This is a genomic window from Tabrizicola sp., from assembly GCF_031377265.1.
In the GTDB taxonomy this organism is placed as follows: domain Bacteria; phylum Pseudomonadota; class Alphaproteobacteria; order Rhodobacterales; family Rhodobacteraceae; genus JAUYQR01.
The window spans coordinates 1-11,540 of sequence record NZ_JANMET010000042.1 but is presented as its reverse complement, the minus strand read 5'-3'; the positions used below and the strand labels follow the sequence as shown (position 1 = coordinate 11,540).

10 protein-coding genes are annotated in these 11,540 nt (G+C 60.2%); 4 read left to right on the top strand and 6 right to left on the bottom strand.

What is annotated here, in order from left to right; genetic code table 11:
• The 6 genes from RMO18_RS02595 to RMO18_RS02570 form a co-directional block, all read right to left on the bottom strand.
• Positions 1–2,187 (bottom strand): glycosyltransferase family 2 protein (locus RMO18_RS02595; RefSeq protein WP_309663763.1); only part of this gene is annotated, 2,187 nt, incomplete at its 3' end.
• Between the two features lie 14 nt (positions 2,188–2,201).
• Positions 2,202–2,558 (bottom strand): hypothetical protein, encoded by a 357-nt coding sequence (locus tag RMO18_RS02590; RefSeq protein ID WP_309663762.1) that lies wholly within the window; start codon positions 2,556–2,558, stop codon positions 2,202–2,204.
• Between the two features lie 643 nt (positions 2,559–3,201).
• Complete coding sequence (locus RMO18_RS02585; RefSeq protein ID WP_309663761.1) at positions 3,202–3,513, bottom strand: helix-turn-helix domain-containing protein; 312 nt, start codon at positions 3,511–3,513, stop codon at positions 3,202–3,204.
• A gap of 335 nt (positions 3,514–3,848) precedes the next feature.
• Complete coding sequence (locus tag RMO18_RS02580; protein ID WP_309663760.1) at positions 3,849–4,187, bottom strand: TfoX/Sxy family protein; 339 nt, start codon at positions 4,185–4,187, stop codon at positions 3,849–3,851.
• A gap of 101 nt (positions 4,188–4,288) precedes the next feature.
• Positions 4,289–4,417: a hypothetical protein gene (locus tag RMO18_RS02575; RefSeq protein ID WP_309663759.1), complete on the bottom strand. Its 129-nt coding sequence runs from the start codon at positions 4,415–4,417 to the stop codon at positions 4,289–4,291.
• 163 nt (positions 4,418–4,580) lie between these two features.
• A complete protein-coding gene (locus tag RMO18_RS02570; protein WP_309663758.1) occupies positions 4,581–4,784 on the bottom strand; it encodes a heavy-metal-associated domain-containing protein in 204 nt (67 codons plus the stop codon).
• Positions 4,785–5,155: 371 nt separating this feature from the next.
• Here RMO18_RS02570 and RMO18_RS02565 point away from each other — a divergent pair, with 371 nt between their 5' ends.
• From RMO18_RS02565 to RMO18_RS02550, 4 genes are all read left to right on the top strand, one after another.
• Positions 5,156–7,579: a glycogen/starch/alpha-glucan phosphorylase gene (locus RMO18_RS02565; protein WP_309663757.1), complete on the top strand. Its 2,424-nt coding sequence runs from the start codon at positions 5,156–5,158 to the stop codon at positions 7,577–7,579.
• Positions 7,580–7,601: 22 nt separating this feature from the next.
• Positions 7,602–9,773 carry a 1,4-alpha-glucan branching protein GlgB gene (glgB, locus tag RMO18_RS02560; protein WP_309663756.1) on the top strand — a complete coding sequence of 724 codons (2,172 nt, stop codon included), beginning with the start codon at positions 7,602–7,604 and terminating at the stop codon, positions 9,771–9,773.
• A gap of 39 nt (positions 9,774–9,812) precedes the next feature.
• Positions 9,813–11,084, top strand: a complete 1,272-nt coding sequence (glgC, locus tag RMO18_RS02555; RefSeq protein WP_309663755.1) for a glucose-1-phosphate adenylyltransferase — start codon at positions 9,813–9,815, stop codon at positions 11,082–11,084.
• Between the two features lie 70 nt (positions 11,085–11,154).
• Positions 11,155–11,540 (top strand): glycogen/starch synthase (locus RMO18_RS02550; protein WP_309663754.1); only part of this gene is annotated, 386 nt, incomplete at its 3' end.

Here is an 11,540-nt window from a genome sequence, read left to right as displayed (position 1 = left end):
CTGCGCATCGCCTTGATACTGACGTGCCCACAGGCCCCGCCGGATCCCGTCGCCCTTTAGCCTCGCCAACATGTCGCGGTAAAAGCGCCCGCCAAGGAAATGCTCGCCCCGCTCCACCGCCTCTTCAAAGCGGGCCTTCGCGTCGCCGACGAACTTGTAATGCAAAAGCGCGGTTGTCACGGCCGACGGTGGCAGATGCGTGTGAAGGTGGTTGTTCTCGAGAAACAGCAGGCCAGGCTCCACCCGCACAAGGGGCGACTTCGTGATCAGGAACTGTCGCCCGGTCAGGCGCCCGCGCACACCGCCCTGAACGACCTGGTAGGGCGGCAGGACCGACGGGAAACGCACATGGGTCTTGTCAAAGAACCGGTGGCCAGCGAACCCCTCGATGGCCGTGGCGGGGGTGGCAAACATGTCCAGCATGAAGGATGGAAAACAGCCTGCGCCGGTATCTTCGGCAAAGGCCACAAGGTCGGCAAGGCTGCGCCCGCGATCCAGGCCGGGAAAGACCAGATGCTCGTCGATGTCGACGAACAAGGCCCAGCGGCCTGCGGCATGCTCTTGGATCAAAGGGTTGATCCAGGCCACGCCGTGCGCCGAGGCGCGGAAGCTGCCAGGTTGGTCGTAGAGCATGACATCCGGAGCGGCAGCCAGCGCCTCGCGCGTGCCGTCGGTCGAGCCGTTGTCAACGATGACAAACGCTTGCACGCCCAGCGCGCGGTAATGCGCAAGGAAAGGGGACACATAGTCGATGCCGTTGAAAACCACTGCGAAGACAACCACCGGCCCCTCAAGTGGCCGCTGCGCGGGGTAGGCTGGCCGAGGCGGGTCAGTCTCGGCCGTCAGCACCCGGTAGCCGGCAATCAGCCCCGGGTCTGTCCAGGCCTGCCGGACGCCCGCGTTATCGCCATCCTGCTGCTGAAACCGCAGTGCCACCTCGCGGATCAACCTTGCAGCACGCAGCCCGTCGGGCAGCCCCGCCAGATGCGCCCGCGCCTCGGCTTCGTGTCCACAGGCGATCAGCAGCGACAGGTATAGCCGGTGACAATAGGGGTTGTTCTTCGCGAAGGGCATCCCGTGGCGCAGGACTTCCAGTGCGTTTTTCAGATCTCTCGGTGTCCGCGCGGCGTTCATCAGATAGCTGACGAACTGCATTTCCGGACCTGCATGTTCGACCGCAAGACGGCGATAGGCCCGCCATGCCCGCCAGGCCGCGCGTCCAGAGGCGGCCGGATCGGTGGTAGCGATGGTCAGGCTAAGTCGGCAGGCATCCTCGGCCCGCGGATCTTCGAACTGTCGCAGGATACGCCAAGCCCGCGGGTAATCGTCTGCATCCAGCGCGACAAGCGCGCGCAGTTCTAGCGCAGCCGGGCTTCCCGCCAGCGCATCGGCACAGCGAAACAGGTATGGCGTGATCTCTTCACGCCGATCAAGCCGGTGGGCGACATGCCGCAGGAGATGGGCTATCTGTGGATTTCCAGGGTCCCGGTCCAGAATGTCGAAACCTTCGGCGAGACAGTCGCCCAGTGCCCCCTGCGCCTCCAAGGCTGACAGGAACGCGAGCATTTCCCGTGGTTCCGAAAGAGCCTCACTGCCGCCAGACCTCTGCACCCAAGCACAAAAGGCGGTACCTTGACCGGTCGAGTGGTAGAGGTCGACAACGGCGGCTCGCAGGGCCTTGTCCGTCACATGCTGCAACCTTCCGGCGCGGTCCAATGCGCGGTCCGCCTGATCTGCGGTCATAAGCGCGCGCAGGAAACCGGCCTCCACACGCGACAAATCGTGGCCCAGGAAAAGCGATGACAACCGTGCAACCCGCGCCTCGCCGCTGGCGATATCACCCATACGGAAATCGGCCAGCGCCAGCGCTTCAAGGATCAGCTGTGTTTCCAATTCGGCCGACGGGAGGCTAAGCAAGACGACCCGCAGGGTTCGGACGACGGTCTGATCCCCCAGACGCGCCTCGTGCCGCAACCACAACGCCACGATCTCCATATCGCCGGGATACAGCCGTGCAGCCTGGCGCTCGGCCCACTGCAGCCAATCTTCGGCGTCCTGCGCTTCGGCGCGTATGATAAGGTCGACAAGCTCTTGCCGGTCAGTCGTCGTCGTCTGTAAGCGCTTACCTTCGCTAGACGAAAAAGGCGAGAGCTTTGGCTCCCTCCCTTGCAAGCGTTCAACGGCCAAGCCTTGTGCCTCGTTCAGTTCACGTAGACTGCTATGAAGCCGTTCGGGTTGGTGTCTTCCCAGACGATCATGTAGACGTCAGCCGGCATCCGGGTAAAGTTTGCCGTACGCTCGACAACGATCTGCCGCGCTATAGCGGCATATTCGGCGGTCAAGGGCGACGATCCGCAAGCCTCAAGGTAGGCTATGTAGACCTCGGTCTTGTCCTGCTTCTGAACAGCTGCCCAAAGGCTCTGGCTTTTCTCGGACAAGGCGGGGTCTGAGCAAACCTCGGCCATGCTGATACCGCCGCCCTCCTGAGCGAACGCAGCGGCCGACCCCACGGTGGCGGCCCCAAGTGCGAACATCAAGCGGGAGATTATCTTCTTCACGACTGCTACCTTTTGTTATTCAGATTGTGTGTAATCCAGAGATTTATGTGACGTCAACCGCCCGGACCTTGATTGCAACGCCTTTGTCGTCAAAGAGTGTGGCGTCATTGCAACCGGCCTGTGGCGGTCTAAAAGCTATTTCTCGATTTCTGAACAGTTTCCCGACTGATTTAAACTGCTGTCGGCCTAGCGTCTTTGTTCTTGAGGTGGAATAATCATTTGATTCCAACGTAATAAATTGGATTTCTGTGCTTCCTGAACCAACGGCCTGCCAAATCCTGAACTGGCTCTCGTGTAAAGCGCTCTTCATTGTCCTTCGACCGGTGGCGGACACCGGCCCGCAGCACAGTTATCGATAATGCAGCGGCTACCAACGCCAAGCCCTTCCTGTCAGCGATATTGCGGATGTGTTCGGGAGTGGAGTGCATGGGGAAATCCTCCAATTGCAGATGTGAAGAACACCCCAGACAATCTCGCCAAATGGGCTAGGGTCGCGGTGGTGTTGCTGCCGGGAACGAAAAAGCCCCCACCCGGTTAAGGGCATGGGCGTGGAAATGGTGGTTCGTCAAAGGGTAGGCCCTATTCGATTTGACCATCGGACAGGCTCACACAGCGTCATGCGCCGTCTTAGCTGATGTGCGCCCTAGTAAATCTTATCAAGGCCCCCTCGCGGCGATCCATGGCCCCTCACGCCCCCCCAACGCCTTAGCGCGGCATCTGCCGCCACCTGATCCGCCTTGATCCACAGCACCGCCTGTCGTGTGATCCCCACCGCCCTCGCTATGTCCGAAGTGCCCGCGCCCTCCGACAGCCTCGACTGAACCTGTTCCAGCCCCGCCCTTGTGTAGCTTGGCTTCTTGCCACGGTATCGCTCGGGCGCCCCCTTAGCGGCCTCAATCCCGGCCCTCTGAGCCTCCTTTATGGCTTCCGCCTGCGCAGCTGACGTGGCTGCCATAAAGGCTATCAGCGCATCGCATACCAGCCAAACAAGGGCCAGTCACCAAACCATCACCGCAAAGACCCCCACCGCCGGGCAAACATACATGGCCCTCGCATCAACCGCGCCGCCCGAAAGCGACGGGGGAAACTGACGCGCCAGCCTCTACCGTTATGGCCCTGCGCAGGTTTGCTGCAAAAATTTGGCACCAAGCAAAGGCGCTTTTCTTACAGGTTCAACGTGCTACAACAATGCCACAACAGAGGCTCAGACAGAAACCCATAGAATCCTGTAAAATATGACATATTCACTGGGGTTTGGTGTCTGCTGGGGGCACCATACTTCATCCAGGCTTACCGGCGCTTGACCACGCCAAAGAATTGCAGCGCCGCCTCAAGGTCTGACAAGGCTTTCCCTTCGGTACCGGTCAACGAGGCGCACAAAATATCAAAACGTTGGCGCAGCGCCTTTTTCTCCTCGCCCTTGCAATCGTTCCAGGGGCGGCCCTGCAAGCCCATCACCAGAACGTAGTAGCCAATGAAATGCGGCCGCGCGCCTGACAGCAGCAGCCTGCGGTATGCTTCATCCGGGCCGAGGGCGCGGATTTCGTCGGCGGTGGTGATCCCCGCTTTGGCGAAGGCCACTTCTGAAGCTGGGCCGAGGTTGGGAATGCTGCTGACCGGGTTGGACATCGGATCTCGGTGTAACGAACGACGAAGGCCAGCCTAGAGGCTGGCCTGTCATTCTGGAAGGGTCTGCTTGTTCTACAACGCTCTGGGATTTCGCGTGAAGATCAGATCGATGCCCAGTCGCGAAAGATCGGCTGGCTGCCCTGTTGCTGGGTGCTGCCCGATTGTTGTCCTTGTTGCTGCGGTGGTGTCTGCGCCCCGCCTTGTTGCTGCGGGGAAGGGGTCTTGGCCATGTGACTGCTCCGTATCCTGGCTCTTGGTCGCGCCGTATCGTCGACAACCAACCTTGCCACGGCTTTGGGCAGCGGCAAGACCGGAATATGACGATTTCGCGACGCAGTAGCCTGACTGTGCGACATTCGCAACAGTCCAGCGTTCACAACGGCGTAGGGTACGTCACGCGCGGGCGACAGTTGCCGGATAGCCCGCCGATACAAGCGCTGCCAGCAAAGCTGTGGTGTCGGCCGAACCGTTAACGGTAGCCTGCTTTGCGGCGAGGTCGACCGAAATTCCGGATGTGCCCGGCACTGACCCCAGCGCCGCCTCGACCGAAGCCTTGCAATTGCCGCAGCTCATGTCTGGAATCGAAAAGGTAGTCATTTGACGCTCCAACTTGGTTAAGATTAGGGAGGGCGAAAGCTGGCCGGAGGTCAAGTCCGTTGCCGCGAAAACGGGCACGCAGCCCATCAAAATGTCCGGCGCGGCGGTAAAGACCACATAATCTGTTGCGCGACCTGCGAAGTTGCATGGTGTCCCGGGTGGTTTCCGTTTGCCGCCAATGGGTTGCGGAGGCAGCGGTGTTTAAAGCGCTTTGAATTCAGCAAACCCATAATTTTCATTAGAAAAATACCTTGGAAGCCGGGGCTGATTGCGGTAACAAAAAAGCGGTTTGAGGTCACTGGCCGGGTGTGTGACGATGGTGTTGCCGCGTCATCTGCGCTTGACCGTGGCCTTGCTGCGCTTAGGCTTCAATGGAAAGAAACGCATTGCTGGACAAACCTGTGACAGACCTTAGCCTTACCCCCAACGTGCTTAAGGCCGATATCCTTCGGCATCTGACCTTTACGATCGGGAAAGATGCGGCCAACGCCAGCGTCTACGACTGGCGGATGGCGTTGTCCTTCGCCATTCGCGACCGGATCGTGGAGCCGTGGTTTGCTTCTACCCGCCGCACCTGGGCCGAAGACCACAAGCGCGTCTATTATCTGTCGATGGAATTTCTGATCGGCCGGATCCTTGAGGATGCGACGATCAATCTGGGTCTGCAGGACGTTGCCGCCGCCGCGATGGCGGAATTCGGACAGGACATCCAGGATTTGATCGAAGACGAGCCGGACGCAGCACTTGGCAACGGCGGCCTTGGTCGGCTTGCTGCCTGTTTCATGGAAAGCATGGCGACGTTGGGCTGCCCGGCCTACGGTTATGGCATCCGCTATGAGCACGGGCTGTTTCGTCAGCGGTTCGAGGGCGGGCGGCAGGTGGAAACCCCGGAAGACTGGCTGAAACAGACCCATCCGTGGGAATTTGCGCGCCCCGAAGCGGCCTACACCATCGGCTTCAAGGGCCAGATCGAAACGCGCGCTGGCGCCGAGGTTTGGGTGCCTTCCGAAACGGTGATCGCCGAGGCGCATGATACACCCGTGGTGGGCTGGCAGGGCAAATGGGCCAATACCCTGCGCCTGTGGAGCGCCAAGCCAACGACCCAGTTCGATCTGGAGCGGTTCAACCGGGGCGATTACACTGCCGCCGCCGAGCCTGAAACCCTGGCCCGCACCTTGGCTCGGGTGCTGTATCCCGATGACACGACCTATCAGGGCAAGGAACTGCGCCTGAAGCAGGAATTCTTCCTGACATCGGCCGCGTTGCAGGACATCATCCGCCGCTTTCTGACCAGTCATTCCGATCTGAAGCTGCTGCCGAAGCACGTGGCGATCCAGATGAATGACACTCATCCCGCCATTGCCGGGCCAGAATTGATCCGTCTGTTGACCGACGACCACGGCATCGGGTTTGACGAGGCGCTGACCATCGCCCGGGCTTGCCTCGGCTATACCAACCACACGCTTCTGCCCGAGGCGCTGGAACGCTGGGCGACCTTCACCTTTGGCAACGTGCTGCCGCGCCATATGCAGATCGTGGAGCGGATCGATAGCTGGCACCGACGCGCCTATCCGAACCGGCCGCACTACGTGGGCATCGTCAAGCATCAGGAAGTGCGGATGGGCGAGCTTGCGTTCATCATGTCGCACAAGGTGAACGGCGTCTCGGCGCTGCATTCCGACCTGGTAAAGAAGTCCCTGTTTCCCGAATTGCACCGCTTGCATCCCGGGCGGATCATCAACCAGACCAATGGCGTGACACCGCGGCGCTGGCTCAAAATGGCCAATCGCCCGCTGGCGGGGCTGATCACCGACACCATCGGATCGGGCTGGGAGGCGGATCTGGACCGTTTGCGCGAACTGGAACCGCATGTCGAAGATGCCGGTTTTCGCAAGGTGTTTGACGCGGCCAAGCGCGAGAACAAGGTCGAGCTGGCGAATTGGGTCAAGGCTGAGCTTGGCGTGTCGGTCTCTCCCGATGCGTTGTTTGACGTGCAGATCAAGCGGATCCACGAATACAAGCGCCAGCTTCTGAACATTCTGGAAACCATCGCCCATTGGCACAAGGTCCGGTCTGATCCGAAAGGCAACTGGGTTCCTCGGGTGCGAATCTTTGGTGGCAAGGCCGCACCAGGCTATGCGGTAGCCAAGGAAATAATTCGTCTTATCAATGATGTAGGGCAGGTCATTAACAATGATCCGCAAACCGGCGATCTGTTGAAGGTCATCTATCCGGCCAACTACAACGTCAGCATGGCGGAACGGCTGATCCCCGCCTCGGATCTGTCAGAACAGATTTCGACCGCTGGCAAAGAAGCGTCAGGCACTGGCAACATGAAGTTCATGATGAACGGTGCGCCGACCATTGGCACGTTGGACGGCGCCAATGTAGAGATATTGCACGAAGTGGGGGCCGACAATTTCTTTCTGTTCGGCCTTACCGCAGACGAAGTTGCACTGCGCCGCGAGGACCCGGACCATTCCAAGAAAGCCATCGAGGCGAGCCAACCCCTGCAGGACGTGTTGCAGATGATTGCCGAGGGTCGGTTCAGCCCGGATGAGCCGGATCGCTATCATGGTCTGGTGCATCGGGTCTGGCACCATGACTATTTCCTCGTGGCGGCGGACTTTGATGCCTATCATGCCGCACAGGGCGAGGTTGACCGCGCCTACCGCGACCGCGACCGCTGGCTGAAGATGGCGGCACTGAACACGGCGCGAAGCGGGTTCTTTTCGTCCGACCGCACCATCCGCAGCTACATGAGTGAGATCTGGTCTGTAAAATCCGCGCTCTGACGCGCTTTCGGGGGAGGAAAGCATGGCTGAGACTTTGCTGGACAGAGGTGCCGCCGAGGCCATCGCAGGCGGCTGGCATGGCGACCCGTTTGCCGCCCTGGGCCCCCAGAAGCGTGGAAAGACCTGGGAGATCACGGCCTTTGTGCCGGGGGCTGAACGGCTTTGGGTTCTTGCCGGCAAAAAGGCAGACGAGGCAGTTCCTTATTTTGGCATTCCGGGCCTGTTTACCCACCAGATGGCCAAGCGGATCGACTATAGGTTACGCGCGCAAGGCGATGGCAATGAATGGGAATTCGACGATCCGTTCCGCTTTGGCCCGGTGCTTGGCGAGCTGGACGAATACCTACTGGGCGAGGGCACGCACAAGCGGCTTTGGCAGGTGCTTGGCGCACATCTGATCACGCACGAAGGCGTGGACGGCGTACATTTCGCGGTCTGGGCCCCCAATGCGGAACGCGTGTCTGTGGTGGGCGATTTCAACATTTGGGACGGTCGGCGCCACCCGATGCGCCGTCGTGGACCAACCGGAGTGTGGGAGATTTTCGTACCCGGTCTGGGCGAGGGTGCTACCTACAAGTACGAGATCAAGGGCGCGGGCGGCGTGCTGACGCCGCTCAAGGCGGACCCGGTTGGGTTCGGGTCTGAACATCCGCCTGCAAACGCTTCTGTTGTCAGGAAAATTGGTGGCAAGTGGCATGATGGCGATTGGCTGAAGACGCGCGCATCGCATCATACCATCGATGCACCGATTTCGGTTTATGAGGTACATCTGGGGTCATGGCGGCGCGCACCCGGCGACCGGATGCTAAGCTATATGGAACTTGGCGAGCAGTTGGTGGATTACGCCGCCGACATGGGCTTCACCCATATCGAGTTGCTGCCGGTCAGCGAATATCCGTTCGACGGATCCTGGGGCTATCAGCCGGTGGGTCTGTTCGCGCCTACCATACGCCACGGCACGCCGACCGAGTTTCGCGCCTTTGTCGATGCCGCCCATGCCAAGGGCATTGGCATTCTGCTGGACTGGGTTCCCGGCCACTTCCCGACCGATGCGCATGGGCTTGGCCGCTTTGACGGCACGGCACTGTATGAACATCAGGACCCTCGTGAGGGCTTTCATCAGGACTGGAACACCCTGATCTACAACTACGGGCGGGTCGAGGTGCAGAACTACCTTGTGTCCAACGCTTTGTATTGGCTGGAGGAATACCACATTGACGGGTTGCGCGTCGATGCGGTGGCTTCGATGCTGTACCGCGACTACAGTCGAAAAGATGGCGAGTGGGTTCCGAACCGCGATGGCGGGCGCGAGAATTACGAGGCGATCGCCGTTCTGCAGCACATGAACATCACTGCCTACGGCGAGGTGCCCGGTGTGATGACGATTGCCGAAGAATCAACCGCATTTCCCGGCGTGTCGCGCCCGGTCAACCACGGCGGCCTCGGCTTTGGGTTCAAGTGGAACATGGGCTGGATGAACGACACGCTCAGCTACATGCAGAAAGACCCGCTGTTTCGAAAGTACCACCACCACCTGATGACTTTCGGGCTGCATTATGCGTGGTCGGAGAACTATCTGCTGCCGATCAGCCATGACGAGGTTGTGCATGGCAAAGGCTCCATGCTGTCAAAAATGCCCGGCAACGCGTGGGAAAAGTTCGCTAACCTGCGGGCCTATTACGGGTTCATGTGGGCGCATCCGGGCAAGAAGCTGTTGTTCATGGGGCAGGAGTTCGCCCAAGGCGCGGAGTGGAACCATAACCGGAGCCTCGACTGGCATCAGCTTGATATTGAAGAACATAAGGGCGTGCAGTCACTGGTCCGCGATCTTAACCGGATCTACCGCGACACCCCTGCGCTGCATCTAAATGATTGCCGCCCCGAGGGTTTTGCCTGGATCGAATCCAATGATGCCGAAGCGGGCGTTTATGCCTGGGTGCGCAAGGGCGCGGCAAAAGACAAGATGGTGGTCGCCGTCGTGAACATGACGCCGGTGGAACGCAGCTATCGTCTGGGTCTGCCCGCGGCGGGACGCTGGAGCGAACTTCTGAACACGGATTCGACCGTTTACGGCGGCGGTAATCGGGGGAACCTGGGACGGGTGAGTACCGAAAAAACGCCTTGGCATGGGCAGGCGCAATCAGCGCTTGTCACGCTGCCACCGCTGTCGGCAGTCTATCTGCAGCAAGACTGAAAAGGCGGAGCCAATCCGCGGCCTTTGGGAGGGAACGACATGCAACCAAAACCGAATGCGCGACTGTCCTCGCAGGCGATGGCCTTCGTGCTTGCAGGCGGGCGCGGCAGCCGCTTGAAAGAGCTGACCGACAGGCGCGCCAAACCGGCGGTGTATTTCGGCGGCAAGACCCGCATCATCGACTTCGCGCTGTCCAACGCGCTGAATTCCGGCATCCGCAAGATGGCGATTGCGACCCAGTACAAGGCCCACAGCCTGATCCGTCACATGCAGCGCGGCTGGGGTTTCTTTCGCGCCGAGCGCAACGAATACCTCGACATCCTGCCCGCCAGCCAGCGGGTGGACGAGAACAAGTGGTACCTTGGCACTGCCGATGCCGTCACCCAGAACATTGATATCGTTGACAGCTATGGCATCAAATACGTGGTGATCCTGGCCGGGGACCATATCTACAAGATGGATTACGAGATCATGCTGCAGCAGCATGTCTCCTCGGGCGCTGATGTCACCATCGGCTGCCTGACCGTTCCGCGGATGGAAGCGACGGCGTTTGGCGTCATGCATGTCGACAAGGACATGCGTGTCACCGCGTTTCTGGAAAAGCCCAAGGATCCGCCGCAGATTCCCGGCGATCCGAAGCACGCGCTGGCCTCGATGGGGATCTATGTCTTCAACTGGGATCTGCTGCGCGACCTTCTGATCAAGGATGCCGAAGATCCTAATTCCAGCCACGATTTCGGCAATGACATCATCCCGCAGATCGTGGCGCACGGCAAAGCTGTTGCCCACAAGTTCGCCGACAGCTGCGTGACCAGTGGCCACGAGACTGAGCCCTATTGGCGCGATGTCGGCACCATTGACGCGTTCTGGCAGGCCAACATCGACCTGACTGACTTTGTGCCCAAGCTTGATCTTTATGACAACGCCTGGCCGATCTGGACCTATGCCGAGATCGTTCCGCCCGCAAAGTTCATCCACAACGAAGATGGGCGGCGCGGGTCTGCCGTCAGTTCGCTTGTCTCGGGCGATTGCATCGTGTCGGGGTCCGAGGTGTCGAATTCGCTGTTGTTCACCGGCTGTCGAACGCATTCCTTTGCCACCCTGGAATACGTCGTTGCGCTGCCGCAGGTGGTGGTACATCGCAAGGCCGAGCTGAAGAACTGCGTGATCGACCGTGGCGTGATCATTCCCGAAGGGCTGGTGGTGGGGCAAGACCCCGAACTGGATGCGAAATGGTTCCGCCGTACCGAGAGCGGGATCGTGTTGATCACGCAAGATATGCTTGACGCCCGGTTGCGGGCGTTGTCCTGAGGCAGGCATTGGCACCAAGGGGGCGGGACGGCTGCCCCTTGTCCACGCAAAACGGGTAAGGGACGTGATCATGGCAGGCGCAAAGCACCGGGGACGGGTTCTTTCGGTAGCCTCGGAATGCGTGCCGCTGATCAAGACCGGCGGTCTGGCCGATGTCGTCGGCGCGCTGCCTGCGGCGCTGGCTGCGGTGGGTTGGGATATGCGGATGCTGATCCCGGCTTATCGGGCGCTGCGGTCCGGGTCGGCAAACTGGCCTGTGGTCTGGCAAGAAGCTGATCTTTACGGCGGCCCTGGTTTGGTGCGGGCCGGTGAGGTTGCGGGTATCCAAATGCTCTTGCTCGATGCGCCGCATCTTTATGACCGTGACGGCGGGCCTTACTCCAACGCCACCGGCGATCACCCCGACAACGCCCTGCGTTTCGCCGCGCTGTCCTGGGTTGCCGCCAACATCGCGCG

Bases quoted from the DNA above. Each gene is read 5' to 3' on its own strand.
- RMO18_RS02580 (WP_309663760.1), bottom strand. From the start codon at position 4,187: ATGTCCAACCCGGTCAGCAGCATTCCCAACCTCGGCCCAGCTTCAGAA.
- RMO18_RS02575 (WP_309663759.1), bottom strand. From the start codon at position 4,417: ATGGCCAAGACCCCTTCCCCGCAGCAACAAGGCGGGGCGCAGACACCA.
- glgB (WP_309663756.1), top strand. From the start codon at position 7,602: ATGGCTGAGACTTTGCTGGACAGAGGTGCCGCCGAGGCCATCGCAGGC.
- RMO18_RS02565 (WP_309663757.1), top strand. From the start codon at position 5,156: ATGGAAAGAAACGCATTGCTGGACAAACCTGTGACAGACCTTAGCCTT.
- glgC (WP_309663755.1), top strand. From the start codon at position 9,813: ATGCAACCAAAACCGAATGCGCGACTGTCCTCGCAGGCGATGGCCTTC.
- RMO18_RS02570 (WP_309663758.1), bottom strand. From the start codon at position 4,784: ATGACTACCTTTTCGATTCCAGACATGAGCTGCGGCAATTGCAAGGCT.
- RMO18_RS02585 (WP_309663761.1), bottom strand. From the start codon at position 3,513: ATGGCAGCCACGTCAGCTGCGCAGGCGGAAGCCATAAAGGAGGCTCAG.